Here is a 26,516-nt window from a genome sequence, read left to right as displayed (position 1 = left end):
CGGGGGGGGGGGGGGGGGGGGGGCCCCCCCCCCCCCCCCCCCCCCCCCCCCCCGACCCCTCCCCGCAAGGGGGGAGGGAGCAGGAGCCGCCCCCGCCGCCCCAGCTTGCCCGTGCACAACCGGACGCCGCGCCGGCTGCTTTGGCGCTATCATCGCGGCGATTGTCCTCACCAACCTCATTGCAGGAGACCTCCATGGCCCAGATGCTCGCGCCCGTGTCATTCACTGAAACCGACCTGCCGTCCGCCGCCGGCGGCGCCGCGCCGTTCTCCGGCGGCGTCGCGCAGGTGATCAATCCGTGGCGCTGGTTCACCAGCGTGTTCGGCAATCAGTTCAGCCTGCTGTCGATCAATCTCGGCCGCTCCTCGGCGCCGCAGACCGAGGCGCAGATCCTCGACGAGGTCGGCTCCTACGGCCGCCAGCTCGGACGCATCGGCGACGCGCTTGACGTGCTGGTGAAAGAATTTCCCCGCGACGGCCTCAGCGACAACGCGCTCGCGGCGCTGGAAGATTTCTCGGCGCAAATGCGCGAGATCAAGCGCATCAAGGCCAAACCCCGCACGGCCTAACGCCCCCACGCGCCACAGCGCGCCCCCTCTCCCGCTTGCGGGAGAGGGTTGGGGTGAGGGCGACGCGAGCACTGACTCCGCAGGCTCGGGCGCAGCCGCAGTGCGTCGCGTCGAAGTAAGCGGCGTTGTGTCGTAGGGTGGGTTAGGCGAAGCCGTAACCCACCATCTTCAATCGCGGCGGATGACGCCTTCGGCCTATGCGCCCTCCGGAGCTGCTATTCCGCCGCGCCGGCGTAGCGCGCGATCTTGATCTCGCCGGAGCGCTTACGCGCCTGCGCGATGTCGAAACTGTTCTGCATACGCATCAAGGTGTCCATCGACACGCCGAACGCCTTTTCGATCCGCAGCGCCATCTCGGACGAGAGCGAGGAGCGCTCGTTCAGAACCGCCGACAGCGCCGGGCGCGTGACGCCGAGAACCTTGGCGGCCCCGGTGACCGACAGCCCGAGCGGGTCGATGATCTCGTGCCTGACGAAGCCGCCAGGGTGGACCGGGCTTTTCATCCGAAGATCCGTGTTCGCGCGCGTCGTCCGTTTCATCAAAGCGTCCTAGTGATAGTCTTCGTAGTCGAGGTCGATGATCTCTATCCCGTCCTTGTCGATCCGGAAGGTCAGCCGCCAGTTCTTGGTGACGAACAGGCTCCATGTCCCCCTGCGATCGCCGGTGAGCTTGTGCGCCTTCCAGCTCGGCACGGTTCGGAGTTCGTCTTCCCGCTCCATGTCCTGCAGAAACGAAATCATGCGGCGGAGCTTGTCCGCGATGGCCGCCTGAATCCCTCCGGCGTCATCCTCTTCGATGAGGCGCCGGAGCCCTTTGTGCAGGACGTTCCGAATTCTCATGGAGCGCAAGATACAGGATGCCGCCGTCGCCTGTAAAGCGACGCTTTACATCCGGACCAGTGGATCTGAGCTGCGATCTGTCGACGGCGCAGCCGGAGCCTGCGATTCGCTCACCGCGCGGGATCACGCTTTCGGCTTACCCGCCCGGCCTCGCACCCCGTCGTCCCCGCGCAGGCGGGGACCCATACCCCCTGGCCTGACGGCTTTGACGACCAGCCTCGCCCTCATCGCCTTCGCCGAGACGTTGCGGCGCATAGATCCTCGCCTGCGCAGTGATAACAGCCCGAAAGGCTGCCCCGCGCGTCAGAGCACGAGGCGAACCGACTGGTGTCGCCGCGAAGTGGTCCGTAGCCCGGATGAAGCGAAGCGCAATCCGGGACTTGCAGCAGCCCCCGGATTGCGCTTCGCTCCATCCGGGCTACGCTCGCTGTCCCGCGTGGCCGCAGAGTAAGCGCCGTAGGGTGGGTTAGGCGAAGCCGTAACCCACCATCTTCTCTTCGCGGCGGATTACGCCTTCGGCTAATCCGCCCTACGGGCTGACTTGGCCGGGCGGCTTCGATCTCGACCCGGCCCAGCTCACTATCGAACCCCCGGACGCAGGCGAATTGTCCCGCGTGGCTGCGGAGTAAGCGTCGTAGGGTGGGTTAGGCGAAGCCGTAACCCACATCATCGGCTGCGGCGGATCATGCCTTCGGCTAATCCGGCCCCCGGGCTGCCAGCGACAAAACGTCTCTCGAAGAGTAATTTGTTCGCTTCTAGCGAATTTCGATTGCGTGTGGCGACGACTCGTGTATGTTCAGGGTCGTTGGGTGTTGCAGTCATGCCTCCAAAACCGGGTGAGTAACATCGCCCTCGGGGTTCTTAGGAGCCCTCCAATGACCGGCACATGTCGCCCGTCGCGACGCACGTCGGCCATAGGCGCGCACCGATAAGGCTCGGTGCGCGCTGGGAAGCTTAGAGGTCCTTTCGGTCGAGATGCCTGCTGTTCAAAGGCACCAGTGGCAATTCCGCTGCTGGGGAACAGGAGGATGATCAATGGTAGATACCAGCGATCCACCCCGACACGACCGGAAGCGTTCTGCACTTTGGAAGAAGGCCAAGGCCGTCGGCCGCAACCTTGTGTCCAGACAGACGTTCCTTTTCTCCCTGCGTTTGATCTCATTGATCGTGCGCTTGGCGAGGCTCTGGGACTGGCCGTAGGCGATCTCTAAGCAATTTTTCCCAATTCTCGAAGGATTGAGTGAGTATCATGTATGATCGGGCTTTAAAGCTTATACGCCAGTATCATCGATTGTCGCAGGCTGAGCTTGCTGACGCGCTCAAACTTTCGCGTTCGTTCGTGTCTGAACTTGAGAAGTCGGGAGGCAAACGACCAAGTATCGATGTGCTTGAGAGGTACGCCGCACATTTTAAGATCCCGGTCTCATCATTGCTGTTATTTGCCGAACAGTCTGATAGTTCGAGTTTTACAGAGAGGTCGCGCGTATTTGCAGCGGACAAGGTAATGAAGATGCTGGAGTGGCTCGAAGAGACCACTCGCGACGAATCGTGTGTTCGCTGAAATGCGACGTCCGGTGCTCGAAATCTCTGACTGTTGGTTAAGCGCGATCCCATCGCCTGCCATTCTGGCCGCTCGCCTTTCAACGGATGCGAACAAGCTTACGGTGGCGACGCTTCAGGAATTGACGAAGGATGATGGAAATTTTCGCGTTTTTCCTCTTGTCGGCAATAACGGTAAGGTCCGGATCATTCAAGAGCCTAAGCGACAGTTGCAACGCATTCACTCTCGCGTACATACCCTGCTCTCAAGAGTGATGGCACCCGACTATCTTTACTCTGCAGTCAAAGGTCGATCCTACGTTGGTAACGCTCAAGCTCACGATCCCAATCATCCGACTGTAAAGGTCGATATTAAGAATTTTTTTCCGTCCATCCCCCGGGTTGCGGTCTACAATTTCTTTCATCGGCAATTGAAGTGCCGCGTAGACGTCGCAGGTATCCTGGCTGACCTGCTTACATACGACGGTCACCTGGCAACAGGCAGTGCGGCTAGCCCGATCCTCGCCTACTATTCCTATGAGGCCTTGTTCGATGAGGTGCATGAATTCGCTAAGGCTCGTGGTCTCAAGATGACCTGTTATGTCGATGACATGGCGCTCAGCGGTCCTGGCGCAGACAAGAGTACCCTGTACGAGGTGAAAAAAATCATTGCACGGCATGGCCTGCGCTCTCACAAGGCTCATGCCTTTAGCTCCGCTCAGCCAAAGGTTATAACGGGCGTTTGCAACACTGTATCTGGGCCGCGCGTTCCAAATAGGCTACATCTGAAGATCAAGAATGGCTTCGACGCGCTGGCGAGTGCGTCTACACAGAGCGAAAAATTAAAGGCCCTCAATCCACTGATAGGACGCCTCGAAGCCGCCGCTCAAATTGAGCCTATCTACAAGGCTCGCGTGGCCACCCTGCGTGCGGATTATGCGGATGTGCTACTAACCGCTCGACGGCCGGTGTGTGCCGAGCCTGCTTGCGTGGTGGGCTGAGCCTGCTGCGGTCCGAAAAGGCGGATGTAGGGCATAAATCCGCAACGCAACATCTTGACAAAATTCCTATCTCGTATATATTCCTATCCATCCCGCTTCACTAACGAGGGGCGGCTCGCGATCGTCTTGAGGCGCGGGGCGGGGTGCGGTGGACGCGGCAGCGTCGGCGCGGTGGGAAGGCGGTTGGGGGCCGCGAGGCAGTAAGTCCGCAGGGCTTGGCCTCGAGGTCTATGGAGCCGCTGACCTCACGCGCATGACGACGACGCTGTGCGGTGCGGGCCGGGGCGGAGATGCGCCCCACTTGCATCGCCTTTGCGCGCCGGCCCAAGTCGTGTGGTCCTGACGCCCGTCGCTGGCGTCAAGGGATGGAGCGCCTGCGCGCCGACCGGACGCAGGAAACAACCGGTTCAGACCTCTGGTCTTCCGAACAGCTCAGTCCCGACGGTGACGAACCCAAGCGTATCAATCGCCACCGGGGAGAGCACGAAGCAAGCCGGAAGCCTCACCGCGTGCGGAACGCCGGACGTCTCGGTGCTTTCGTAGTTTCTAACTCATGCGCTTTTTACTTTTGCGCATGAGGCTGCGGACGCACCCTGCGTCCGGCGTTCCGCGCGCCCTCGTTTTTGGCGCGGCGAAGGGGCAGGCGGCCCATTCGCGCAAGAACCATCGGCGCCCCCGCGCCGTCCAAACAACAGGGGCGATGACGCATGTCCGGCGCACACCGCCCGCTCCAGCCACCGCTCCCATCTCCGCCAAGCCAGCCTTCATCGACGCCGCGGCCGAGCCGCCCTTTCGGCGACGGCTCCGGATCGCAACCAAGGAGGATCGATGGTGACGACCATGCAGAACCGCGATCCGAATTTTCAGCGCTTGAAGGTCGGGCACATCATCTCCGCCACCGGGCGGATGCGATCGCCCGGGCTGATCGGCGGCCCCGCCGCGGCGGTGGCCGCTGCGCCCGCGCGGCTGGTCCGCTTGCCCGGCCTCGCGGCGCGGTGCCGGGCCTCCCGTTGTGAGCAATGGATGCGGCCGGCGCGTCGCTCAGCGCTTCTTCACGAACACCGTGCCGGCCGAGTAGCCGGCGCCGAACGAGCAGATCAGCCCGAGGTCGCCCTGCGCGAGGTCGTCCGAGGTCTTGTGAAACGCGATGATCGAGCCGGCCGACGAGGTGTTGGCGTAATCGTCGAGGATGATCACGTTCTCCTGCGGCGTCGGATCGCGGCCCAGCACCTTGCGGCCGATGATCTCGTTCATGTTGATGTTGGCCTGATGCAGCCACATCCGCTTCAGCGCGTGCGGATCGATGCCGAGTTCGCGGGCGTGCTCGATGATCATGTCGGAGACCATCGGCACCACTTCCTTGAACACCTTGCGGCCCTGCTGGACGAACAGCTTGTCGATAGTGTCGCGGCCTTCCGGCGCGGCGCGGTTGAGGAAGCCGGAATTGTTGCGGATGTTGTTGGAAAACTGCGTCTTCAGCCGGGTGCCGAGGATGTCCCAGCCTCCCTGCGCATCGTCGGCGCGCTCGACGATCGCCGCGGTGGCGACGTCGCCGAAGATGAAGTGGCTGTCGCGGTCGCGGAAGTTGAGATGGCCGGAGCAGATCTCCGGATTGACCATCAGCACCGCGTCGACCGAGCCGCCGCCGACGAAATCCGCCGCGGTCTTCAGCCCGAACGTCGCCGACGAGCAGGCGACGTTCATGTCGAACGCGAAGCCGCCGAGCCCGAGCGCGTTCTGCACCTCGATCGCCATCGCCGGATAGGCGCGCTGCATGTTGGAGCAGGCGCACAGCACTGCACCGATCTTTTCGCGCGGCTTGCCCCAGCGCTCGATCGCTTCTTCGGCAGCCTTGACGGCGATCTCGGCGAGGATCGAGATCTCCTCGTTCGGCCGCTCCGGGATCACCGGCCGCATGATCTGCGGATCGATGATGCCGGGCTTGGCGACGACGTAGCGCGACTTGATGCCCGACGCCTTCTCGATGAATTCGGACGACGACGGCTGCAACGGCTGGGTGGTGCCGGCCGCGATCGCGTCGGCATGCGCCGCGTTGAAGTTCGCCACGTAGCTGTTGAACGCCTCGACCAGTTCCGCATTGGAAACGCTGTCGGGCGGGGTGTAGAGGCCGGTCGCGGCAATGACGGCAGGACGCACGGAAAGCTCCGGTCACGATGGCTGAGTGAGGACCGCCGGCCCAAAGCCATCCGTCGCGCCCCGCCGGGATCCGACGCCGAACGGCCGTCGTCTTCTTTGACGCCGGACAAAAGGCGGCAGCGGCCGGATCGTCCGTTGGTCGAGCGAGGCCGCCGGGCAAGGCGCGCGGGCGTTCTGGCCGGCGCGGGCCGATGCGGTATGAAACGGCCTGCGGCGAAACACAAGCCAATTGCCCGCCAAACAGGCGCTAAAATGCGCTGCACTGCGGGGTCGGCGCGGCGGGTTTGTGGTCTGATGGCCGGCCCGATGGGCCGGCCGCAGCCGATCACATGCGAGGAGTGTCGCCCATGCAAACCGGACATCTGCTGCAGCCGCTGCCGCCCCTCGGCCCGGACGAGTCCCTCGACACGCTGCTGGCCCGCGGCGGCGTCCGCATCGAGCGCATCGTCTCGTTCGGCCAGTCGAGCCCGGAGGATTTCTGGTACGACCAGGCCGAAGACGAATTCGTCGTGCTGCTGTCCGGCGCCGCCACCCTGCGGTTCGACGACGGCCGCGACGTGGTCCTCACCCCCGGCGTCTGGGTCGACCTGCCCGCCCACTGCCGCCACCGCGTCGACGCCACGGCGCCAGGTCAGCCGACAGTGTGGCTCGCCGTGTTCTGGCCAGGGTGCGGCGAAGCCCTCCCCAGCCCGTAGCCCGTAGCCGTAGCCTGGATGCAGCGAAGCGAAATCCAGGACCCGCACACACAAGCCTGTCATTCGGCGGCACGCGTCACGCGAAAGCTCCTCGTCGCTCTCGACAAAATTCCTAAAAGGATTATAATCCGTGCATCACCCCGGCCACATTCTCCACCCCGGAACGATCACTTCCGGAAGCGATTAGGCAGTCAGGGGAGGGGGCATCGGATAACCAAACACGGAGTTTTCACCATGGCAGGCCAACTCGATGGCAAGCGCGTTCTCATTCTCGCCACGCACGGCTTCGAGCAATCGGAACTCGAAACCCCGCGCGATCGGCTGAAAGCGGCTGGCGCGCAGGTCGATATCGTTTCGCCGGAGCAGGGCGAGATCAAGGGATGGGACGGCAAGGACTGGGGCCGGCCGGTCAAGGTCGACAAGGCGCTTTCGTCGGCCAAGGCTGACGACTACGACGCGATCGTGCTACCGGGCGGACAGATCAATCCGGATCTGCTGCGCGTCAATCCCGATGCGCTGAAGCTGATCAAGTCGTTCTTCGATGCCGGCAAAACCGTGGCGGCCGTCTGCCATGCGCCGTGGCTGCTGATCGAGACCGGCATCGCCAAGGGCCGCAAGATGACGTCCTACAACTCGATCAAGCAGGACGTGATCAACGCCGGTGCAAAGTGGGAGGATTCGTCAGTGGTAACCGACAACGGCGTCATCACCTCGCGCAACCCGGGCGACCTCGAGGATTTCTCGGCCAAGATCATCGAGGAAATCCGAGAGGGCAAGCATCAGCGCAAGGCGGCCTAGCTCCGTGCCGCTCATTGCGAGGAGCGCAGCGACGAAGCAATCCAGCTCAGTGCTCGCGGCTGGATTGCTTCGCGGAGCCTGCCATCGGGCGGCGCGGAGCGCCGACCCGGTGGCTCGCAATGACGGGCGTGGTCATGTGCGGCTTCGGCAATTTGCTGCCTGCCGCGCCTCAGCCCCGCAGCCGGCGCCGCCGCAGCTGCGCCGCGCTCTCCACGCGCACCGGGATCGGCTGCGCGCCGTGGATCAGACCCCCCGGCAGGCGCGTACCGCGATCGCCTCGATCGGTACCCATCGCCATAATGGCGGAGCCCATCGCGGCGCTGCCGAAGGTGACGACGAAGCCGAACAGCAGCAGGCCGAACGCGGTGCCCGGCGACGCGTCCGCGACGATCAGGTCGCGCAAATGGCCGGGGTTGATCCACAGCAGCCCGCCGAGCAGCAGCACGGCAAGACACACGCCCGCGCCGAGATTGATGGCCAGAAGCCGGAACAGCGGCTGCCGCAGAAGCGTCCGGGACATGATGCGATCCTCATTGCTGGACAGGCGGGACGTCCTGATCACCAGCGGGCCTGCCGTTCATCCGCTGATCATGTTGTTGTCGTCACATTGTTGTTGTCGTCACAGTGGTTTCCCAGATATGGGCGTCCGCTGCGCGTCTCGCAACGCCGCTGCGGAAATGCTAGATTTGCCGCATTGTGATAGCAATCCCGCATTCACACGCATCCTGAATAATCCCTTCCGGTCGGAGAACAGCGTCAGATGGTCAATTTGCGTCCTGCCCTCGCCACCTGCGCCGCCGTCATCGCGTTGTTCGCCGCCGCTCCCGCCCAGGCTGCGCGCTGCGGAGGTGACTTCAATACCTTCGTTTCCAGCATCTCGGCGGAGGCGTCACAGGCGGGTATCTCGCAGGACGTCATCGCGCAGGCGCTCGGCGGCGTCACGCCCGATCCGGCGGTGCTGGCGTTCGACCGCCGTCAGCGCGGCACCTTCAACAAGACTTTCGAGCAATATGTCTCGACCCGGGTCGGCCCCGGCCGGATCAAGACCGGCAAGGCGATGATGCTGCGTCACGCCTCGCTGCTGTCGCGGATCGAGCAGCGCTTCGGCGTGCCGCCGCAAATCCTGGTGGCGATCTGGGGCCTGGAATCGGATTTCGGCAAAGGCGACATGGGCAAGCTGCCGGTGTTCCGCGTGCTCGCCACCATGGCGCACGACTGCCGTCGCACCGAGCTGTTTCAGGGCGAACTGCTGGCGGCGTTGAAGATCGTGCAGCGGGGTGACCTGCCGCTGCGCGACATGGTCGGCGCCTATGCGGGCGAACTCGGCCAGACCCAGTTCCTGCCGTCGTCCTACATCAAATACGGCGTCGATTTCGACGGCAACGGCCACGTCGATCTGCGCCACAGCATTCCTGACGTGCTGGCCTCGACCGCCAATCTGCTGAAGACCAACGGCTGGCGCGCCGGCGGCTCCTATGAGGAAGGCACGCCGAATTTCGAGGCGATGCGCGAATGGAATCGCGCGCTGGTGTATCGCAAGACGATCGCTTATTTCGCCGATCAGTTGGCGGGGCAGTAAGCCTGTTAATTGGCGGCCTGCACCACCTTCTTGATCTGATCGAGCGTGAAGGTCTGGCCGCCGATCGACAGCAGCGGCGGCGACTTCGTCAGATCGACGGAGTTGATGGTGCCCTGGATCTGTGTCGAGACGGTCGCGGTCTGGCCCGCCGCGTCGGTCGCATTGACCGTCAGCGTGTAGTCCCCTTCGGGCCATTGCGTGCCGTCATTGCCGCGGCCGTCCCAGGTGAAGCCCTGGTTGGCTCCGGCGTTGAGGGTGAACTTGCCGGTGTATACGGTCTGCCCGGTCGAGCTCTGGATCGAAACCTGGGCGCTGACCGGCTTCTCCGTCGTCAGCGACCAGCCGGCGGTCTTGCCGTCGTAATGTGACTTGCTGCCGTCGACCACCGCATTGGCGCCGACGAAATTGATCGCCTGCGACGCCTGCGCCGTGGTCTGCAGTTTCAGCAGCGACGCCAGCGTTTCATTGCCCTTGAGCTGCTGCTCGACTCCGGCGAACTGCACCAGCTGCTGGGTGAACTGATTGGTGTCGAGCGGATCCATCGGGTTCTGGTTCTGGAGCTGCGTGGTGAGCAGCGTCAGGAACGTCTGAAAATTATCCGCAATCCCCGACGACGTGGACGACGAGCTGCCGCTGGTCGCCGTGTAGTTCGCATTCGGTGCCGAGACCGGCGCGGCAGCAGTGGTTGAATCGACAGACATAGCGAACTCCTCAAATTCTGATATCGACGCCGCCGCTCGAACCGAGCATGCGGCCGTAGCTGCGTCCAGCGGTCACCGCCGGCGGCAGTTCTTCGTCCCGGATCACCAGCCGCTGCGCATGACGGCCGCTGTCCTGCTGTTGTCCCTGCTGACCGGACGACGATTGATCACGCAGGCTGAACTGCAAGCCGCTGTCGCCGGTCTTGAGCCCGGCATTATCGAGCGCCCGCTGCAACTGGGTCTGGTCCTGCCGCAGCATCGCCAGCGTCTCCGGCTTCTCGACCGTCAGATGCGACGTCACCTGGCCATGGCGGTCGACCTCAATGCGGACATCGATGCGGCCGAGTTCCGCGGGATCCAGCCGGATATCGAAACGGCTGGCACCGGCATTGGCCCGCGCCGCGATCGTAACCGCGAGGTCCTGCACCGCGACCGGCACGTTGGTGGCGAGCGCGGCGGTGAGCTGCGGCGCCGAGGCGGTCTGCTGGGTGAGGGTGGAGGTGTGTGGCTGCTGGGCGGCCTGCACGTGCGGCTGCAGCATGCTCGGCTCCGGCGCGGTTTGGGGCAGCGCCTCGGCATGATGCTGATGGGTGGCGGGCTTCGGCTGAGCGTCGACCTGTTCGACTGCGTCGCCTGTGCTCGCCGTCGTATTCGCCTGCTCGTCCTGCGGCTTCGCGGCTTCGGCGTGCGCCTGGCCGAGCGCCGCGCTGGACGCCGCGGCGGGCGCAGGAGCTGCCTCCGCGCTCGCCGGGGCCGTGATGGTGCCTGCCGGGCTCGCCTCCGGCGTGACCTCGGCCGTCTTGCCGGCGTTCGGGGCGGCCGCCAGCATGGCCAGCCTGGGATCGGCGGCGACGCCGGTTGCCGTCGTCGCCGCGGCCGTGCCAGCTTCGGCCGGTTGGCTGGTCGCCGCCAGATCCGCGATGGTTTCCTGCACCTTCAAAGCGGCAGCCGTGGCAATGGTGAGCGGCCCGCTGTCGACGGCTGCGTCAGCTCCCGCCTCGGTCGGAACGCCCGCCGCGCCCGGGAGCGTCGTTGTTGCAGGGGCGGGGACGATGACGGCAGGGATGACCACTTGGGCAACGGCGGCGGTGGCGTCGCCCGGCTGGGCCGAATCGACCGCCTTGGCGTCCGAGCCATCTTTGTTGTCACCGGATTTGGCGCCTTCGGCCGGCTTGCTATCATCGCTCTGCACGGCTTTGGCTTCGTTGGCGATCTTCTGAGGCGGGGTAGGTGTGCTCGGTGGCTCGTTCTGTGCCGGCTGGGCGGCGGTGTTGTCGTTGTTGCGGTCACGCGGGCCGCTCTGGTCGGCCGAAGCACTGCGGCGGGAGGGGGGCGCGCGATTGTCAGCGCCGCTCGTGGAGCGAGCGTCCGCAGCCGGAGTCGGTGGTGCACTCGCCGCTTCGGTGTTGCTGTCGACCAGCGAAGCAAAGCTCTCCGATGGCGCACGATCCTGCCGCGCCGCAGGGCGCGCCGTGGCCGGTGCAGTCGAGGCGATCTCCGAAGGGGCGTTCAACACAGGCATGCTCTCACACTGTTCCGCGTTTCTCTCAGCAAGGAGCGGGCCAGCCGGCGCGGCAAGAAATAGTTAAATAGATTCAGTCGGATACGACTTGGATGGGGGCCTGTCGTGGCCGCCGCGCCACGCGCTTTCTGCCGGCCCGGCAAGAATTGCCCCAGCCAGACCGCAATCGCCGAGCCGGCGCATTGCGCCTCTGGAAGGCCACCTATATTAAAGGCCGGCACCATCGAGGTTTGCGGAGTCCGGCTTCACCACCTCCGGAACAGGCGGAAGGAATGGTCGCTGCGGCACGCCGCGCGACCGCAGCGTATGACTGACAGCATGCTCAATAGCCTGGATCTGGAAGGCCGCCCGCAGGATACCCGCGTGGTGGTTGCGATGTCTGGCGGGGTGGATTCCTCCGCCACTGCCGCGCTGCTGAAGTCGCAGGGCTATGACGTCGTCGGCATCACCCTGCAGCTCTACGACCACGGCGCCGCGATGCACCGCAAGGGCGCCTGCTGCGCCGGCCAGGACATCCACGACGCCCGCATGGTGGCCGAGCGCATCGGCATTCCGCACTACGTGCTCGATTATGAAAGCAAGTTCCGCGAGTCGGTGATCGACAGCTTTGCCGACAGCTACGCCTCGGGCGAAACGCCGGTGCCGTGCATCGAATGCAATCGTTCGGTGAAGTTTCGCGATCTGCTGGCCACCGCGCGCGAACTCGGCGCTTCGGCGCTGGCGACCGGTCACTATGTATCGTCGCGCCGTCTGCCGGACGGCTCGCGCGCGCTGATCTGCGCTGCCGATCGCGACCGCGACCAAAGTTACTTCCTGTTCGCCACCACCCGCGAGCAGCTCGACTTCCTGCGCTTCCCGCTCGGCGACATGACCAAGCCGCAGACCCGCGAGCTGGCGCGGCAGTCCGGCCTGTCGGTCGCCGACAAGCACGATAGCCAGGACATCTGTTTCGTGCCGACGGGCCGCTACACCGATATCGTCGAGCGGCTGAAGCCGAACGCATTGGAGCCGGGCGACATCGTCGACCTCAACGGCCGCGTGCTCGGCAGCCATCCGGGCATTGTGCATTTCACCGTCGGCCAGCGCCGCGGGCTCGGCATCGCGTCGCGCGCGCCGTTGTATGTGCTGCGTCTCGATGCCGCCACCCGGCGCGTCGTGGTTGGTCCGCGCGAGGCGCTGCGGATGGAGCGAATTGTGCTGCGCGACGTCAATTGGATCGGCGACGGTGCGCTCGATCAGGCGATCGGCGACGGCCTCGAACTGTTCGTGCGCGTGCGCTCGACCCGGGCGCCGCAGCCGGCGTGGCTGCGCGCAGTCCAGGGCGGCTACGAAGTCGAGCTGGTCGCGGGCGAAGAAGGCGTCTCGCCCGGACAGGCCTGTGTATTCTACGACGCGGCCGAAGGTCAGGCGCGCGTGCTCGGTGGCGGGTTCATCAAGAGCGCCGCGCCGCGCGCGGTCGGAGACAGCGCGCGCGAAGCCGCTATTTCGCCGGCGCTTGCGGCGATACGCGGCTAGGGGTTTCGGGGCAGGGCATGGGGAACGATATCGATCGCGCAGGCGTCGCCAAGGCGTATGCGCGCTGGGCGCCGATCTACGACATGGTGTTCGGCAAGGTGTTCGACAGCGGGCGGCAATCGACCATCGCGGTGGCGGATGCGATCGGCGGCCGCGTGCTCGACGTTGGCGTCGGCACCGGTCTGTCGCTGTCGGATTACTCGCCGACCACGAAGCTGTGCGGCGTCGATATTTCCGAGCCGATGCTGCGCCGCGCGCACGAGCGCGTCCGCACGCTGAATCTCACGAATGTCGAGACGCTGGCCGTGATGGACGCGAAGAACCTTGCGTTCCCCGACGGCTTCTTCGATGCGGTCGTGGCGCAATACGTGATCACCGCGGTGCCGGATCCGGAAGCGACGCTCGACGATTTCGTCCGTGTGCTGAAGCCGGGCGGCGAGCTGATCCTGGTGAATCATATTGGCGCCGAAAGCGGGCCGCGCAAAGTGTTCGAGCTCGCGTTCGCGCCGCTGGCTCGACGGCTCGGCTGGCGTCCTGAGTTTCCGTGGGCGCGGCTGGTGAACTGGGCCAAGCGCCACGGCGGGGTGGAACTCGCCGAGCGGCGTCCGATGCCGCCGATGGGGCATTTCTCGCTGATCCGCTATCGCAAGCTCTAAGCCGAATTCGGAACTGCGCGACGGCCGAATGGTTGTCGTGCATGACCAGGAAAATCGCACTCGCAATCGGCTGTGCGGTGCTGGCGTCAGCTCCGGCGCTGGCGCAGGCTCCGCCCAAGACGCCCGCCGTCCCGGCTCCAGCGCAAGCCACACAATGTCCGCCGGGCGCAGCTCGGATGAATCCCCCCAATCCCGCGGCACCTGGAGCCACAACCGGCCAGACCCAGGAGCCGCTCGGCGATAAGCTGGCTCGTTCTGACGGGGTGCTGTGCCCGCCCGCCGGCGTTGACCCCGAAATGCACGCGCCGCCGCCGAACATCGGAACGATGCGTGTGATTCCGCCACCGGGCTCGCCGGGCGGCGATCAGAATGTCCAACCGAAATAAGGATCTGCGCGGCAACAAGCGGGCTGCGATTGCTTGACAGCGAGGCGCCCGGCTCTTTATATCGCCGCGCGTTCGCACCGGTGTCGTTCACGACACCGCAGGTTCGCTGTGGCGGGGTAGCTCAGCTGGTTAGAGCACGGGAATCATAATCCTGGGGTCGGGGGTTCGAGTCCCTCTCCCGCTACCAAATTCCCCGTAAGTTCCTGAAATTACTCTCCTCGCTGGTGGGCTTCGGGACCGTACTGCGGATGCCGAAGCTCAGCGGCGATCCGCCGCTGATTTTGGAGGTCGGCTGATGTGCGGGTCGATGTGGATCGCTGCCGCGGATGTGCCCGCCAACGGCGCCGTTCCTGCGGGCACAGTCAACCCTGCAGCCGGCGTTACTCGCGTGATCGAGGCCGCGACCAGTGTCACCGTCGGCGCAGCCGGAACGTTCCGACCATGCGTCCATTCGCAACAGCGCGACGCGACTTCTGCTCGATCTCCTCGCTGATCCCCTGTGCCGCCCGGTCAGCGTCGCCAATGGAACGAATGTCGCTCGGGCTCGCCCCGAACTCGCGCAAGGCGGCAGCGTGCCCCTTGTCATTGGCGACGACCATGTCGCGCCAACGCGTCCAGTTCACAGGGTGAGTGTTCTGGATGAGACCGTAGATTTGCTCGACTGATCGAGCTCGCAGAGCGGACGTAGACAGTTGGCCATGCAAAGCGCAACAAGTTTGCTAATTGCACAAGGGTGTCATCGCGCTCGACATCTGCCTCAAGTTTGGATCACGCAGTCAGGCCGCCGTCCATGATCAGTTCGGTGCCGGTCATGAAATTCGAGTCGTCGCTGGCCAGAAACAGAACGCCCGCGGCGATGTCGATCGGGCGGGCCATGCGGTTGACCGGATAACGGCTGGTCCACATCCGCTCGGCTTCTTCGAGGTCGGCGCAGGCGCCGGATGCGACGCTGCCCTCGAACAGCACGGTCGAGGACGCGCCCTCGGTCAGTCCCGGATGAATCGTATTGACGCGGATGCGATATCCGGCCCTGGCGAATTCCAGCGCCGCGCTCCTGCTGAAGTAACGAAGGCCGCCTTTGGTCGCTGCGTAGCACGACAGATTCGCCGTGCCGACGATGCCGGAAATCGAACTGACATTGACGATCGAGCCGCCGAACGGTGTCTGGAGCGCGGTCGTTTTCATCAGCGGCAGAACCGCTTTGGTCCCCACGAACGGACCCTCCAGGTTGATCCGCATCAGCAGGCGCCAATCGTCGACCGTGGTGTCTTCGACGGATTTGGAGACCGCAAGACCGGCATTGTTGACGAGGATGTCGAGGCGGCCGGTGCTTCGTTCGATGTCCGAGACGACGGCCTGCCAGCGATCAGCGTCGCAGACATCGAGCATTGCGGAGCGTGCTTTGCCGCCGCGTGCGCTGATCTCGGCGGTCTGAGTTTCTGCACGCGCGGGATCCTTGTCGGCGAGATACACCAGCGCGCCTGCATCCGCGAGCCGGCTTGCGATGGCGGCGCCGATGCCGCGTCCCGCCCCGGTGATGAGAGCGACTCGTCCGTCCAGCGAAGTATCCATCTCCATCCTACCTGACAGGTCCTGTGTGCATCATCGCTCGGCAAGCCGCTGCACAATTGAGCAGGCTATGCAGGTCGAATGTGCACTGACTAGTTAGTTAATATTGACATTCATTCGCGATCGGGGGAAATTTTGCAAATGTTTTGTCGAGGGAGGGATGTCGATGCCGATGGATACTACGCGCCGCGGCTTTTTGGCGCTTGCGGCAGGTACGACGATGGCCGCGCCCGGCATTCTTCGCGCACAGACGCTGCGCCCGGTAACGTGCCTGACCGACTGGCTGCATCAGGGGCCGAATTGCGGCTTCGCAGTCGCGAAAGAAAAGGGTTTCTACGCCGAGGCGGGTCTCGACGTCGCGCTGAGTCAAGGCAAGGGCTCGGGCGGAACCGCACAGATCGTGGCGAACAAGGCGTCGATGTTCGGCTTCGCGGACGGATTCGTGGTCGGCAATAGCGTCTCCAAGGGCATGCGCCTGACGATGGTCGGCGCGGTGTTCCGTCGCACGCCGACGGCCGTGATCGTGCTCGACGAATCCTCGATCCAACAGCCGAAAGATCTGATCGGCAAGAGCATCGGCATTCCGACCGGCTCCGCGCAATTTCAGCAATGGCCGGCCTTCGTCAATGGCGCGGGGCTGCAGCTGTCACAGATCAAGGTCATCAATGTCGATGCTGCGGGCGCAGTGCCGGCGCTGATCTCGGGCAAGGTCGATGCAATCGCCGGCTTCGCCCAAGGCTGGGTTCCGAGCATCGAGATCCGCGGCAACAAGAAGGCGCGAACGTTCTGGTACGCCGATCACGGCGTTAACGCAGTAAGTAACGGCATTATCGTCCATCAGGATACGCTGTCAGACAAGCCGCTGGTCGCCGCCTTCGTCCGGGCGACCTTGAAGGGTTTTCTGTATGGCCGACAGAATCTCGACGAGACGGCTCAGATCATCAAGAAGTATCAGGAAGCCAGCGATCCTGCGATCACTAAGCGGGAAGCGGAATTGTCCTGGCGGACCTGGGTGACGCCGACCACGAAAGACAAGCCGCTGGGATGGATTGCGCCGGAGGATTGGAGGGCGACGGTGGAAACGCTCAAGGCCTATGGCGGCGTGACCACCGATCTCGATCCGTCGCAGCTCTATACCAACGAGTTCGTGCCGACGGAGCCCGAATTCGTGCCGCCGCAGAACGCCTGACGGAGACGGGTTTCGTGAACATCGCTGTCGCACCGCCATCGCACACCACCCCCTATCTCGAGGTCGACAACCTCAGCAAGGTCTATGCGAGCGACGACGGGCCGGTACGGGCGCTCGATCGCGTCTCGCTGCAGCAGCGACGCGGCGAGTTCGTCTCGATCGTCGGGCCGAGCGGTTGCGGCAAAAGCACCTTGCTGATGATCGCGGCCGGTCTCGCGTCGCGGTCGGAGGGGCGGGTGCTGGTCGACGACAAGCTGGTCGACGGGCCCCGCACCGACCTCGGCATCGTGTTTCAGAACCATGTGCTGCTGGAATGGCGGACCGCGCTGCAGAACGTGATGTTGCAGGCGGTCGCGCGCAAGATGGACATGAAGGTCGCGGAGAAGCGCGCGCGGGAGCTGCTCGCCGCCGTCGGCCTCGGCGGCTTTGAGAACAAATATCCCGGCTCTCTGTCGGGGGGCATGAAGCAGCGCGTTTCGATCTGCCGCGCGCTGATCCACGACCCGCCGCATCTGTTAATGGACGAACCGTTCGGCGCGCTCGACTCGCTGACCCGCGATCAACTGGTGCTCGACCTGCAGCGGATCTGCAGCGAGCGCTCGACGGCGGTGCTGTTCATCACCCACAGCATCGCCGAAGCGGTGTTTCTGTCGGATCGCGTCGTGGTGATGACGCCGCGCCCGGGAAAGATCGACCGCATCATCGATATTGACCTGCCGCGGCCGCGAACCCTCGCGATGCGGGAATCCGCCGAGTTCGCGCGCTACAGCCACGAGATTCTCGAGGTGTTTCTCGCGCGCGGCGTCATCAAGGAGTAGGGGCATGGTCGACATGGCGACCGGGGGCCGCACGCTCTCCATCGAGCAGATCGAGCAGCGCGTTCAGGAACAGACGCGGGCCAGGCGCAAGCGTGACCGCCGCGCCGAGTTGATCTACCCGGTCCTGACTGGGGTTACACTGCTGGTTTTCTGGGAGGTCGCGACGCGGGTGTTCGGCGTCCCGGTCTATCTGTTTCCGCCGCCGAGCGTCGTGCTGCAGGCCACGATCGAGAACTGGGATCTGCTGTTGCGCGAAAGCTGGATCACCTCGGTCGAGATCTTGGCTGGCTACGCGGTCAGCATCATCGTCGGCATTCCGCTGGCCTTCGCGATCTTTCGCTGGCCGGTGTTCTCCAAGTCGATCTATCCGCTCCTGATCTCGTCGCAGGCGATGCCGAAGGTTGCGGTGGCGCCGCTGTTCGTGATCTGGTTCGGCTTTGGCCTGGTACCGAAGGTGCTGATCGCGTTCCTGATCGCGTTCTTCCCGATCGTGATCAACACCGTGATGGGCCTGGCCGCGATCGAACGCGAGAAGATCTATCTGGCGCAGTCGATGGGGCTGTCGTCGTTCGACACTTTCCGGCTGATCCGGCTGCCGAACGCGCTGCCGTCGATCTTCGCCGGGTTGAAGATCTCGATCACGCTGGCGGTGGTCGGCGCGGTGGTCGGCGAATTCGTCGGCGGCGATGGCGGCCTCGGCTATCAACTGATGGTCGCCAACGGCAGCATGAATACGCCTCTGTTGTTCGCCGGGCTGGTGGCGCTGACGGTGCTCGGAGTGTTCTTCTTCTGGATCGTCGAAGTCGTCGAGCGCCTGTGCATGCCGCATCAGGAGAAGACCTCGCCGCCGACCGTGTGATTCCGAACCCGGAGATGTGGAAGAGCGAGCCGATCGCGAGCCCCGCTTGCATATCGGCTCTGGTTCCGGCTCGATTCCGGCGCTAATGCTACGCGCTTCCTACTCTGCATCTGAAAGTTTGCCGCATGGCCAATGCCTCGACCTCCGCTCGGACGACCAAGGTCCGTAAATCCGCGCTATCCGCCGCGCCGGCCAAGGCCTCTCGCGCGCGCGTGAAGCCGGTCAACGGCGCCGGTCATGGCCAGATCGCGACGCGGCAGCGCATTCTGCACGTCGCCACCAAGGAATTCTCGGCGAAGGGCTACGACGGCGCGCGCGTCGACGACATCATGCGCATCGCGCAGGTCAGCAAGAATCTCATCTATCATTATTTCGGCAGCAAAGAAGGACTGTTCATCGCGGTGCTCGAGGCTGCCTATGAGGGCATGCATGCCTATCAGACGGCGTGGCCGCTGGACGTCGCGTCGCCAATCGACGGCGTCCGCAAGCTGGTGCAGTCGACCTTCAAATACTGGCACGATTCACCCGAGTTCATCGGTCTTCTGAATTCCGAGAACTTCCACAAGGGACGCCACCTGCGCAAATCGAAGCTGACCAAGGCCGGCTATTCGGGGCTGATGGCGAATATCGGCGAGTTGCTGAAGCAGGGCGAGCGCTCCGGCGACTTCCGCCGCAACGTCGATCCGGTCGAGCTCTACATCTCCATCTCGGCGCTGGCCTACCACTTCCTCTCCAATCGCTACACGCTCGCCTATCTGCTGGATCGAAAATTGTCGACCGAAGAAGACATGAAGGCGCGCACCGCGCATATCGAGGACCTAATTCTCAGCTATCTCCGCTACGGCGCGCCGAACACCGCGGGCCGGAAGTAACAACCACGCACGTCGTCGCCAAAACGTCTTGACTAACTGGTCAGTATCTTGAATGTTTCGTGGCGGGTGAGTGGACCGGCGGCCGTGCCGGTCGATGCCCTTGCATTCCGGAGCCCTGCTTGTCGTCGTCCACAGCGCTTCTTCGCAATCTCGCCGACAAGACCGAGCCGCGGCTCGCGGCGCTGCTGGTGATCGACGTGCAGAACGATTTCGCCGCGCCCGGCGGTTTCTTCGACCGGATCGGCGCGGACCTCGGCGTCGTGCAGCGGGAGCGGGTCCCCAATCTGTTGCGGCTGATCGACGCCGCGCGCCGGGCCAGCGTTCTGGTGATCTTCGTCCAGGCGATCTATGATCCCGAGCATCTGTCCGATGCGATGCGCGAACGCAACGCGCGGATCGGCAACGAGCTGCCGCGCTGCCGCAGCGGCACATGGGGCGCCGAGTTCTACCGCGTCGCGCCGGAGCCGGGCGAGCCGGTCGTGATCAAGCATCGCTACAGCGCGATGGTCGGGCCGCAATTGCCCGAGCTGTTGCGTGATCGCGGCATCCGGAGCCTGCTACTCACCGGCATCGCGACCGACACGTGTGTCGAATCCGCCGGCCGCGACGCGTATTTCCGCGACTACTATGTGACGCTGATCGGCGATTGCTGCGGCGCCGCCAGCGACGAGGATCATCGCGGTGCGCTGAAGCGGTTCCATCGCGACTACGGACCGGTGGTCGATGCCGACGACGTGATCGCCACCTGGCAAGGCGTCGGGGCGACCGCTGCGGCGGCGAATTCGGCCCGATGAATCTGTATCGTGACGTTCTCGCGCCCGGCCTGTTCCGGATGTCGCCGGATCGCAGCCACGCGATGGCGCATGCGGCGCTGCGCCGCGCCGCGCCGTGGCGACTGCTCGCGGCGGCTGCCACGCTGCGCGTCGACGATCCGCGGCTGGTCACGCGTTTTGCCGGCGTCGAGCTGCCCAATCCGGTCGGTCTCGCCGCGGGATTCGACAAGGATGCCGAACTGATCGCGGCGCTGTCCTGCCTCGGCTTCGGATTCGTCTGCGTCGGCTCTATCATGCCGGAGCCGCGGGTCGGCAATCCATTCCCGCGGCTGGTGCGACGCCGCGGCACCGAGTCGATCGCCGACTCGATGGGCGTGCCGAGCAAGGGCAGGGCGTACGCGACCGAGCGCTTGCGCCGTCTCGGCCCTCGTGCCGTGCCGGTGATCGCCAATATCGGCGGCTTCTCGGCGGACGCGATCGCGGCCGGCGTGATCGAGGTGGCGCCGTACGTCGATCTGGTCGAGCTCAGCCTGATGTGTCCCAACGTGCTGGCCGACGGCGAAGTGTTCGACGAGATCGGCATGCTGCGCGGCGTGCTCGCGCGGCTCGACGGCCGCGCCGGATCGATCGTCGTGCGCGTGCCCAACGATACGACGCGGCTGCATGATCGGTTCGCGGAACTCATCGAGGTGTGTATTGCGGCCGGTGTCGGCGGCATCAAGGTCGGAGGTGGACGGCGGATCGCCGAGCCGGGGCTCGGCACTGGCGCCGGCACTCTCCACGGACGTGAGATCTTCGACACGGCGCTGATGAATGTCGAGCGGGCCGCCGGCTTTGCGCGTGGCCGTCTGGCAATCAAGGGCAATGGCGGCATCAGCTCTGCCGCCGATGTGTTGGCGATGCGCCGCGCCGGCGCAAGCTGCGTCGATCTGTATTCGGCCTTCATCTATCAGGGATGGACGATCGCGCGCGACATCAATCGCGCGCTGGCGCCGATCTGGAAACCCGCGCAAGCCGCGGCAGGGTCGCCGGCAGGCGAACCAAAACGGCAAGGTTGCGTATGATCGTTGAGAAGAACGTCGTCATTCCGGTCAGCGACGGGCATCGGCTCCGTGCCAATATCTATCGTCCCGCGCAGGACGGTCCGTATCCGGTGCTGATGTCGCTCGGCATCTACGGCAAGGACATCCACTTCGCCGACGGCTACGAACTGCCGTGGAAGAAGTTGCAGACGCTCAATCCCGCGATCATCGACGACGGATCGAGCGGACGCTATCTGCGCTGGGAAATGATCGACCCCGAGCGCTGGGTGCCGGACGGCTATGTGGTGATCGCGGTCGACGGCCGCGGCAGCGGACAGTCGCCCGGCTATCTCGACCCGTTCTCGCCGCGCGAGACGCAGGATTATTACGACGCGATCGAATGGGCCGCGGTGCAGCCGTGGTCGAGCGGCAAGGTCGGCCTGATCGGCATTTCGTATCTGTCGATCAAGCAGTGGCAGGTTGCCGCGCTGCAGCCGCCTCATCTCGCGGCGATCTGCCCGTGGGAGGGCGGCAGCGACCTGTATCGCGACTGGAGTCACCACGGCGGCATCTTCAGCAATTCGTTCCCGACCGCGTGGTGGCCACGCCAGGTGCTGCCCAATCAGCACGGCAACGCGGCGACGCGCCATCGCGATCGCGACACCGGCGAGACCACCACCGGCGCGGCGCTGAGCGACGATCTGCTGCGCGCCAACCGCGCCGATCATGCCGGCGATCTGTTGCAGCATCCGCTCGACGATGCCTGGTTCCGGCAGCGCTCGCCGGATCTCGGCCGCGTTCAGGTGCCGCTGTTTTCCGCCGGCAATTGGGGGGGCTGCGGCCTGCATCTGCGCGGCAACGTCGAAGGCTTCTGTCGCGCCGGCTCCGGGTTGAAATGGCTCGATATGCATATCGGCACGCATTTCGAGAGCTTCTATCTGCCGGCCTATATCGACCGCCAGAAGCGGTTCTTCGCGTATTTTCTCAAGGGCGAGGCTAACGGTTGGGATCGCGAGCCGACGATCCGGCTGGAGATCCGCAGCCCCGACGGCGCGGTCGCACGAAACGAGGCGGAGTGGCCGCTGGCGCGCACCGACTGGCAGCGGCACTATCTCGATGCAGCGGCGCAGAGCCTGTCGACCGATGCGCCCGCCGCGGCTGCATCGAGCAACTTCGCCGCGATGAGCGACGGCGCCACCTTCCTCACGCGGCCGTTCGATCAGGCCACTGAGTTCACGGGGCCGGTGACGGCGCGGCTGTGGATCGCGTCGTCGACGCCGGACGCCGATATCTTCGCGACGCTGCGGCTGTTTCGGCCGGACGGCCGCGAAGTGGTGTTCGCCGGCGCCAGTGACACCGAGCCGGTGGCGCGCGGCTGGCTGCGCGCGTCGCATCGCAAGCTCGATGCGGCGATGTCGACGCCGGTGCGGCCCTATCACAGCCACGACCAGATCCAGAAGCTCGAGCCGGGCCAGCCGTATCTGCTCGACGTCGAGATCTGGCCGACCAGCATCGTCTGCCCGCCGGGCTATCGGTTGGCGCTGACGCTGCAGGGACGGGACTACGAGGCGCCCGGTGTGTCCGGCCGCATCCTGCACGATCACGAACGCGATCGCCCGCGTGCCGAGTTCGACGGCCGCACCACGATTCTAACGGGACCCGGCCACGAGTCCTATCTGCTGTTGCCGCACATTCCGTCGCAGTCCGGAGCCACGCCATGAAGATGCCGTCGTTCGACTATGCGTGCCCGGCGACGCTGGACGAGGCGGTGCGGCTGCTCGCCGCCAACGACGGCGCCAAGGTGCTGTCCGGCGGCCAGAGCCTGCTGCCGCTGCTGGCGTTCCGGATGGCGTATCCGCCGCTCTTGGTCGACATCCAGAAGCTGCCTGGCCTTGAAACCATCGACGTGACGGCCAATGGCCTGCGGGTCGGGGCGCGGGTTCGCTGGTGCCAGATCGAACAGGATGCGCGGCTCGCGACCGCGCATCCGCTGTTCCAGGCGATGATCGATCACGTCGCGCACTACCAGATCCGCAACCGCGGCACCGTTGGAGGCAGTCTGGCGCATGCCGATCCCTCCGCCGAGATGCCCGGCGTGGCGCTGGTCTGCGATTGCGAGATCGTCGCGATCGGACAGGCCGGCACGCGTGTGATCGAGGCCGCCGACTTCTTCGTCGCGGCGCTGGACACCGCGCTCGCGCCGGACGAGATCATCACCGAGGTCCGGTTCCCGCGGTGGCCGCCGGGGCGACGCTGGGCGTTTCATGAATTTGCCCGGCGCAAGGGCGATTTCGCCATGGCCGGCGTCGCGGTGTTCTTCGATCTCGACGGCGACGGCCGGATCGTCGATCCGCATGTCGGGGTGATCGGCGCCGGCGAAACGCCGCTGCGGCTCGCCGCTGTGGAACAGCTACTCGCCGGCAGCAAACTCGACGATGGCCTGATCGCGCGCGCGAAAACGCTGGCGTCGGATTCGGTCACGCCGTCGTCCGACATCCATGCGTCCGGCGACTATCGCAAATCCCTGGTCGGGACGCTGACCGCGCGTGCGCTGCGCGACGCCGGCGCGCCAAAGGAGAGTTTCGTTGAAAACGCGGGTTGAATTCGAGCTGAACGGCGCGCCGGTCGCCGCCGAAATCGAGCCGAGGCTGACGCTCGGCGACTGCATCCGCCACGAACTCGGCAAGACCGGGACGCATATCGGCTGCGAGCACGGCGTCTGCGGCGCCTGCACCATCATGATCGACGGCGAAGCGGTGCGGTCGTGCCTGACCCTCGGCGTGCAGGTCGCTGGCAAGTCGGTGATGACGATCGAAGGCCTCGCCAACGGCGACAATCTCGGACCGTTACAGGCCTCGTTCCAGAAGCACCACGGCTTGCAATGCGGCTTCTGCACGCCGGGCTTTCTAATGACCGCGCATGCGCTCCTGACGCGCGAGCCAGACGCCGATGAAGAGCGCATCCGCGATGTGCTGTCCGGCAATGTCTGCCGCTGCACCGGCTATCTGTCGATCGTGAAAGCCGTGATGGAAGCGCGACCGGCCTATCAGCGTGAGCAGGGAGTGGGGGCGTGAACGAGCGCGTGCCGCTGGTTGGACAGCCGATCGAGCGTGTCGAGGATCCAAAGCTGCTACGCGGACTCGGCAGCTTCGTCGACGACGTGCATCGCGACGGCATGCTGCATGCCGCGATCCTGCGCAGTTCGGTCGCGCACGGCGTGATCCGGCGTATCGACGTCGCTGCGGCGCGGGCGATGGCGGGCGTGCATGCGGTCTATACCGCCGAGGATATCGGCGCGGTGCCGCGGATTCCGGTGCGGCTGTTTCCCAACGAGGCGATGGAGCCGTTCCGGCAGCCGGTGATCGCCGACGGCAAGGTCCGCTTCGTCGGCGAGCCGATGGCGATCGTGATCGCCGACACACCGGCGCTGGCGGAGGACGCGCTCGAATTGATCGAGGCGGATATCGACCTCCTGCCGGCGGTGACGAGGTTCGAGGACGAGGTCGTGCACGACGCGCTGCTGTTCGAGGCACACGGCTCCAACCGGGTGTTCGACTACGAGGTCAGCCGCGGCGAGATCGACGATACCTTCGAGACCGCGCCCTACACCCGCCGCGAGCGGCTGTACGTGCACCGCCATACCGGTATCACCATGGAGACGCGTGGCGTGGTGTCCGAATGGGACGCCGCCGCAGGCCGGATGACGTCGTGGGGCGCCACCAAGGTACCGTTCGCCAACCGCAAGATTCTGGCCGGGATGCTCGATCTGCCCGAAGAGCAGGTGGTGATGATCGAGGGCAATGCCGGCGGCAGCTTCGGCGTGCGCGGCGAATTCTTCCCGGAGGATTTCCTGGTCCCGTTCGCCGCGCGCAAAATCGGCAGGCCGGTCAAATGGATCGAGGACCGCCGGGAGCATTTGCTCGCGGTGACCCATTCGCGCGACGTCGCCGCCGACGTCGAAATCGCCTGCAATCGCGATGGCCGCATTCTCGCGATCCGCGCCCGGATGCAGATGAACATCGGCGCGTATTTCCGCACCTCGACAACGATCGCGCCGCGCAATGTCGGGCAGTTCCTGCCCGGCGCCTATCGCGTGCCGCGCTATCGCGCCGACGTCGCGGTGATCGCGTCGAACAAATCGCCGGCCGGCACCTATCGCGGTCCCGGCCGGTTCGAGTCGGATTTCTTCCGCGAGCGGATGTTCGATCTCGCCGCCGATGACCTCGGCATCGATCGCGTCGAATTCCGCCGCCGCAATCTGCTGACGCCGGAGGAACTGCCGCTGGCGTTTCCGGCAATTGCTCCGAACCCGGTCGTCACCGAACTCGACAGCGGTGCCTATGAACAGGTGCTCGATCTCTGCCTCGCCAAAGCGGGCTGGGCCGACAAGCAGCATCTGCAGGGCAAGCTCGTCGACGGCCGCTATCACGGCCTCGCGGTCGGCTGTTTCGTCGAGGGCGGCGCCGCCGGTCCGCGCGAAAGTGCGCGCATGGTGCTGGAAACCGACGGCACGATCTCGCTCTATGTCGGCTCTTCGGCGGTCGGGCAAGGCGTCGAGACCATCCTGATGCAGATCGCCGCCGATGCGATGGACCTGCCGCTCGAGGCGATCCGCGTCTTTCACGGCTCGACGACTTATGTGAAGGAAGGCTGGGGATCCTATCACTCGCGTTCCACGGTGATGGGCGGCAACGCCGTGCTACTCGCCGCAGCGGAGATCAAGGCTCAGCTGCTGACGGCCGGCGCCGGCCTGCTGCAATGCGCCGAGCAGGAGGTCAGCTATCAGGCCGGGCGCGTCGCCGCACGGCACGGCGGGTCGGTCGGGCTGAAGGAACTGGCCGCGAAGGGCATCGCCTTCGAGGCGACATTTCACAACACCAAGCACACCTACACCTATGGCAGCCACGTCGCGCATGTCGCGGTCGATGCCGAGACCGGACATATCGAGATCGTCGACTACGTCGCCATCGAGGATGCCGGCCGTATCATCAATCCGCTGACGCTGCACGGCCAGGCGATCGGCTCGATCGTGCAGGGGCTCGGCGGCACGCTGCTGGAGCACTTCGTCTACGACGACGAGGGACAGATGCTGTCGGGCTCGCTGGCGGACTATCTGGTTCCGCTCGCGACCGACTATCCCAACATCCGCTCGTCGTCGATCGAGATGTGCCCGTCGCCGAACCATCCGCTTGGTGCCAAGGGCGCGGGCGAAGGCGGGACGATTCCGGTCGGCGGGATTCTGGCGAATGCGGTCGCGGCGGCGCTGCGCGATTTTGACGTGCAGCCGAAGGCGCTGCCGTTGTCTCCGGACCGGATCTGGCGGCTCGTGCAAACTGCCGCAGCGCGTCCTGCTTAGCGAGGCGGCTCGCCGGATACTTCCGCTCTGCGGGGCCCGGTGCCCGGCTTGCGGGAGGATGACGCGCGTCCACTGATCGAGCGGCTTCATTCTTCGTACCA

General features: G+C 65.1%; 27 protein-coding genes and 1 tRNA gene. 20 read left to right on the top strand and 8 right to left on the bottom strand.

The features are described from left to right. Positions 1 to 194 precede the first annotated feature (194 nt). A complete protein-coding gene (locus LPW26_RS11650; protein ID WP_238735317.1) occupies positions 195 to 569 on the top strand; it encodes a hypothetical protein in 375 nt (124 codons plus the stop codon). A 215-nt stretch (positions 570 to 784) separates the two neighbouring features. On the opposite strand, the gene LPW26_RS11645 is transcribed toward LPW26_RS11650, so the two are convergent. Both LPW26_RS11645 and LPW26_RS11640 read right to left on the bottom strand, forming a co-directional pair. Beyond that, positions 785 to 1,072, bottom strand: coding sequence for a HigA family addiction module antitoxin (locus LPW26_RS11645; protein WP_406677428.1), 288 nt, complete (start codon positions 1,070 to 1,072; stop codon positions 785 to 787). Between the two features lie 45 nt (positions 1,073 to 1,117). Further along, positions 1,118 to 1,408, bottom strand: coding sequence for a type II toxin-antitoxin system RelE/ParE family toxin (locus LPW26_RS11640; protein WP_238735313.1), 291 nt, complete (start codon positions 1,406 to 1,408; stop codon positions 1,118 to 1,120). Between the two features lie 1,249 nt (positions 1,409 to 2,657). Here LPW26_RS11640 and LPW26_RS11635 point away from each other — a divergent pair. Both LPW26_RS11635 and LPW26_RS11630 read left to right on the top strand, forming a co-directional pair. Continuing rightward, a complete protein-coding gene (locus tag LPW26_RS11635; RefSeq protein WP_238735326.1) occupies positions 2,658 to 2,969 on the top strand; it encodes a helix-turn-helix domain-containing protein in 312 nt (103 codons plus the stop codon). Positions 2,970 to 2,982: 13 nt separating this feature from the next. After that, the gene (locus LPW26_RS11630; RefSeq protein WP_238735311.1) at positions 2,983 to 3,948 is read left to right on the top strand and encodes a reverse transcriptase family protein; all 966 of its coding nucleotides are present in this window, start codon (positions 2,983 to 2,985) and stop codon (positions 3,946 to 3,948) included. 1,041 nt (positions 3,949 to 4,989) lie between these two features. Here the strand turns inward: LPW26_RS11630 and LPW26_RS11625 are convergent. Continuing rightward, positions 4,990 to 6,105 (bottom strand): beta-ketoacyl-ACP synthase III, encoded by a 1,116-nt coding sequence (locus tag LPW26_RS11625; protein WP_238735310.1) that lies wholly within the window; start codon positions 6,103 to 6,105, stop codon positions 4,990 to 4,992. Between the two features lie 347 nt (positions 6,106 to 6,452). Between LPW26_RS11625 and LPW26_RS11620 the strand changes: the two genes are divergently transcribed. Beyond that, the gene (locus LPW26_RS11620) at positions 6,453 to 6,800 is read left to right on the top strand and encodes a cupin domain-containing protein (protein ID WP_238735308.1); all 348 of its coding nucleotides are present in this window, start codon (positions 6,453 to 6,455) and stop codon (positions 6,798 to 6,800) included. Between the two features lie 234 nt (positions 6,801 to 7,034). After that, positions 7,035 to 7,598 (top strand): type 1 glutamine amidotransferase domain-containing protein, encoded by a 564-nt coding sequence (locus LPW26_RS11615; protein WP_238735306.1) that lies wholly within the window; start codon positions 7,035 to 7,037, stop codon positions 7,596 to 7,598. Between the two features lie 169 nt (positions 7,599 to 7,767). On the opposite strand, the gene LPW26_RS11610 is transcribed toward LPW26_RS11615, so the two are convergent. After that, on the bottom strand, positions 7,768 to 8,118 hold the full coding sequence (locus LPW26_RS11610; protein WP_238735305.1) for a hypothetical protein: 351 nt from the start codon (positions 8,116 to 8,118) through the stop codon (positions 7,768 to 7,770). Positions 8,119 to 8,358: 240 nt separating this feature from the next. Between LPW26_RS11610 and LPW26_RS11605 the strand changes: the two genes are divergently transcribed. After that, complete coding sequence (locus tag LPW26_RS11605; protein ID WP_238735303.1) at positions 8,359 to 9,177, top strand: lytic murein transglycosylase; 819 nt, start codon at positions 8,359 to 8,361, stop codon at positions 9,175 to 9,177. Positions 9,178 to 9,182: 5 nt separating this feature from the next. Here the strand turns inward: LPW26_RS11605 and LPW26_RS11600 are convergent, their stop codons facing one another. Together LPW26_RS11600 and LPW26_RS11595 are read right to left on the bottom strand one after the other, a co-directional pair. Continuing rightward, positions 9,183 to 9,878: a flagellar hook assembly protein FlgD gene (locus LPW26_RS11600; RefSeq protein WP_238735301.1), complete on the bottom strand. Its 696-nt coding sequence runs from the start codon at positions 9,876 to 9,878 to the stop codon at positions 9,183 to 9,185. Positions 9,879 to 9,888: 10 nt separating this feature from the next. Then, positions 9,889 to 11,400 (bottom strand): flagellar hook-length control protein FliK, encoded by a 1,512-nt coding sequence (locus LPW26_RS11595; protein WP_238735300.1) that lies wholly within the window; start codon positions 11,398 to 11,400, stop codon positions 9,889 to 9,891. 318 nt (positions 11,401 to 11,718) lie between these two features. Here LPW26_RS11595 and mnmA point away from each other — a divergent pair, with 318 nt between their 5' ends. The 4 genes from mnmA to LPW26_RS11575 all read left to right on the top strand — a co-directional run bounded on the left by mnmA (position 11,719) and on the right by LPW26_RS11575 (position 14,144). Beyond that, positions 11,719 to 12,915: a tRNA 2-thiouridine(34) synthase MnmA gene (mnmA, locus tag LPW26_RS11590; protein ID WP_238735298.1), complete on the top strand. Its 1,197-nt coding sequence runs from the start codon at positions 11,719 to 11,721 to the stop codon at positions 12,913 to 12,915. 17 nt (positions 12,916 to 12,932) lie between these two features. Further along, complete coding sequence (locus tag LPW26_RS11585; protein WP_054160726.1) at positions 12,933 to 13,571, top strand: class I SAM-dependent methyltransferase; 639 nt, start codon at positions 12,933 to 12,935, stop codon at positions 13,569 to 13,571. A 41-nt stretch (positions 13,572 to 13,612) separates the two neighbouring features. Beyond that, positions 13,613 to 13,957 (top strand): hypothetical protein, encoded by a 345-nt coding sequence (locus LPW26_RS11580; protein WP_238735295.1) that lies wholly within the window; start codon positions 13,613 to 13,615, stop codon positions 13,955 to 13,957. 110 nt (positions 13,958 to 14,067) lie between these two features. After that, positions 14,068 to 14,144 (top strand) — tRNA-Met (locus LPW26_RS11575). A gap of 223 nt (positions 14,145 to 14,367) precedes the next feature. Here the strand turns inward: LPW26_RS11575 and LPW26_RS11570 are convergent. Both LPW26_RS11570 and LPW26_RS11565 read right to left on the bottom strand, forming a co-directional pair. Further along, the gene (locus LPW26_RS11570; protein WP_238735293.1) at positions 14,368 to 14,556 is read right to left on the bottom strand and encodes a hypothetical protein; all 189 of its coding nucleotides are present in this window, start codon (positions 14,554 to 14,556) and stop codon (positions 14,368 to 14,370) included. Positions 14,557 to 14,725: 169 nt separating this feature from the next. After that, complete coding sequence (locus LPW26_RS11565; protein ID WP_238735291.1) at positions 14,726 to 15,529, bottom strand: SDR family NAD(P)-dependent oxidoreductase; 804 nt, start codon at positions 15,527 to 15,529, stop codon at positions 14,726 to 14,728. A gap of 163 nt (positions 15,530 to 15,692) precedes the next feature. Here LPW26_RS11565 and LPW26_RS11560 point away from each other — a divergent pair, with 163 nt between their 5' ends. The 10 genes from LPW26_RS11560 to LPW26_RS11515 all read left to right on the top strand — a co-directional run bounded on the left by LPW26_RS11560 (position 15,693) and on the right by LPW26_RS11515 (position 26,415). Next, positions 15,693 to 16,715: an ABC transporter substrate-binding protein gene (locus tag LPW26_RS11560; RefSeq protein ID WP_238735289.1), complete on the top strand. Its 1,023-nt coding sequence runs from the start codon at positions 15,693 to 15,695 to the stop codon at positions 16,713 to 16,715. Positions 16,716 to 16,729: 14 nt separating this feature from the next. Further along, entirely contained in the window at positions 16,730 to 17,533 is an 804-nt protein-coding gene (locus LPW26_RS11555) for an ABC transporter ATP-binding protein (RefSeq protein WP_238735288.1), read from the top strand. Positions 17,534 to 17,537: 4 nt separating this feature from the next. Beyond that, on the top strand, positions 17,538 to 18,392 hold the full coding sequence (locus LPW26_RS11550) for an ABC transporter permease (RefSeq protein ID WP_238735286.1): 855 nt from the start codon (positions 17,538 to 17,540) through the stop codon (positions 18,390 to 18,392). Between the two features lie 125 nt (positions 18,393 to 18,517). Continuing rightward, the gene (locus LPW26_RS11545) at positions 18,518 to 19,264 is read left to right on the top strand and encodes a TetR/AcrR family transcriptional regulator (RefSeq protein WP_238735284.1); all 747 of its coding nucleotides are present in this window, start codon (positions 18,518 to 18,520) and stop codon (positions 19,262 to 19,264) included. Positions 19,265 to 19,383: 119 nt separating this feature from the next. Beyond that, entirely contained in the window at positions 19,384 to 20,058 is a 675-nt protein-coding gene (locus LPW26_RS11540) for a cysteine hydrolase family protein (protein ID WP_238735282.1), read from the top strand. After that, the gene (locus LPW26_RS11535) at positions 20,055 to 21,101 is read left to right on the top strand and encodes a dihydroorotate dehydrogenase (protein ID WP_238735280.1); all 1,047 of its coding nucleotides are present in this window, start codon (positions 20,055 to 20,057) and stop codon (positions 21,099 to 21,101) included. Before LPW26_RS11540 ends, LPW26_RS11535 begins: the two co-directional genes overlap by 4 nt. Continuing rightward, positions 21,098 to 22,780, top strand: coding sequence for a CocE/NonD family hydrolase (locus LPW26_RS11530; RefSeq protein WP_238735278.1), 1,683 nt, complete (start codon positions 21,098 to 21,100; stop codon positions 22,778 to 22,780). Before LPW26_RS11535 ends, LPW26_RS11530 begins: the two co-directional genes overlap by 4 nt. Then, positions 22,777 to 23,661 carry an FAD binding domain-containing protein gene (locus tag LPW26_RS11525; protein ID WP_238735276.1) on the top strand — a complete coding sequence of 295 codons (885 nt, stop codon included), beginning with the start codon at positions 22,777 to 22,779 and terminating at the stop codon, positions 23,659 to 23,661. The genes LPW26_RS11530 and LPW26_RS11525 overlap by 4 nt, the downstream gene beginning before the upstream one ends. Beyond that, the gene (locus tag LPW26_RS11520) at positions 23,645 to 24,133 is read left to right on the top strand and encodes a (2Fe-2S)-binding protein (protein ID WP_238735275.1); all 489 of its coding nucleotides are present in this window, start codon (positions 23,645 to 23,647) and stop codon (positions 24,131 to 24,133) included. Before LPW26_RS11525 ends, LPW26_RS11520 begins: the two co-directional genes overlap by 17 nt. After that, entirely contained in the window at positions 24,130 to 26,415 is a 2,286-nt protein-coding gene (locus LPW26_RS11515) for a xanthine dehydrogenase family protein molybdopterin-binding subunit (protein ID WP_238735274.1), read from the top strand. The genes LPW26_RS11520 and LPW26_RS11515 overlap by 4 nt, the downstream gene beginning before the upstream one ends. Positions 26,416 to 26,516: the final 101 nt, after the last annotated feature.

The organism is Rhodopseudomonas infernalis, assembly GCF_022271405.1.
GTDB lineage: Bacteria > Pseudomonadota > Alphaproteobacteria > Rhizobiales > Xanthobacteraceae > Rhodopseudomonas > Rhodopseudomonas infernalis.
This window is presented reverse-complemented; position numbering and strand designations above follow the sequence as displayed.

Coding starts and splice junctions, on each gene's coding strand:
- LPW26_RS11650 (WP_238735317.1), top strand. CDS start 195: ATGGCCCAGATGCTCGCGCCCGTGTCATTCACTGAAACCGACCTGCCG.
- LPW26_RS11645 (WP_406677428.1), bottom strand. CDS start 1,072: ATGAAAAGCCCGGTCCACCCTGGCGGCTTCGTCAGGCACGAGATCATC.
- LPW26_RS11640 (WP_238735313.1), bottom strand. CDS start 1,408: ATGAGAATTCGGAACGTCCTGCACAAAGGGCTCCGGCGCCTCATCGAA.
- LPW26_RS11635 (WP_238735326.1), top strand. CDS start 2,658: ATGTATGATCGGGCTTTAAAGCTTATACGCCAGTATCATCGATTGTCG.
- LPW26_RS11620 (WP_238735308.1), top strand. CDS start 6,453: ATGCAAACCGGACATCTGCTGCAGCCGCTGCCGCCCCTCGGCCCGGAC.
- LPW26_RS11615 (WP_238735306.1), top strand. CDS start 7,035: ATGGCAGGCCAACTCGATGGCAAGCGCGTTCTCATTCTCGCCACGCAC.
- LPW26_RS11610 (WP_238735305.1), bottom strand. CDS start 8,118: ATGTCCCGGACGCTTCTGCGGCAGCCGCTGTTCCGGCTTCTGGCCATC.
- LPW26_RS11605 (WP_238735303.1), top strand. CDS start 8,359: ATGGTCAATTTGCGTCCTGCCCTCGCCACCTGCGCCGCCGTCATCGCG.
- LPW26_RS11600 (WP_238735301.1), bottom strand. CDS start 9,878: ATGTCTGTCGATTCAACCACTGCTGCCGCGCCGGTCTCGGCACCGAAT.
- LPW26_RS11595 (WP_238735300.1), bottom strand. CDS start 11,400: ATGCCTGTGTTGAACGCCCCTTCGGAGATCGCCTCGACTGCACCGGCC.
- mnmA (WP_238735298.1), top strand. CDS start 11,719: ATGCTCAATAGCCTGGATCTGGAAGGCCGCCCGCAGGATACCCGCGTG.
- LPW26_RS11585 (WP_054160726.1), top strand. CDS start 12,933: ATGGGGAACGATATCGATCGCGCAGGCGTCGCCAAGGCGTATGCGCGC.
- LPW26_RS11580 (WP_238735295.1), top strand. CDS start 13,613: ATGACCAGGAAAATCGCACTCGCAATCGGCTGTGCGGTGCTGGCGTCA.
- LPW26_RS11570 (WP_238735293.1), bottom strand. CDS start 14,556: ATGGTCGTCGCCAATGACAAGGGGCACGCTGCCGCCTTGCGCGAGTTC.
- LPW26_RS11565 (WP_238735291.1), bottom strand. CDS start 15,529: ATGGATACTTCGCTGGACGGACGAGTCGCTCTCATCACCGGGGCGGGA.
- LPW26_RS11560 (WP_238735289.1), top strand. CDS start 15,693: ATGCCGATGGATACTACGCGCCGCGGCTTTTTGGCGCTTGCGGCAGGT.
- LPW26_RS11550 (WP_238735286.1), top strand. CDS start 17,538: ATGGTCGACATGGCGACCGGGGGCCGCACGCTCTCCATCGAGCAGATC.
- LPW26_RS11545 (WP_238735284.1), top strand. CDS start 18,518: ATGGCCAATGCCTCGACCTCCGCTCGGACGACCAAGGTCCGTAAATCC.
- LPW26_RS11535 (WP_238735280.1), top strand. CDS start 20,055: ATGAATCTGTATCGTGACGTTCTCGCGCCCGGCCTGTTCCGGATGTCG.
- LPW26_RS11530 (WP_238735278.1), top strand. CDS start 21,098: ATGATCGTTGAGAAGAACGTCGTCATTCCGGTCAGCGACGGGCATCGG.
- LPW26_RS11525 (WP_238735276.1), top strand. CDS start 22,777: ATGAAGATGCCGTCGTTCGACTATGCGTGCCCGGCGACGCTGGACGAG.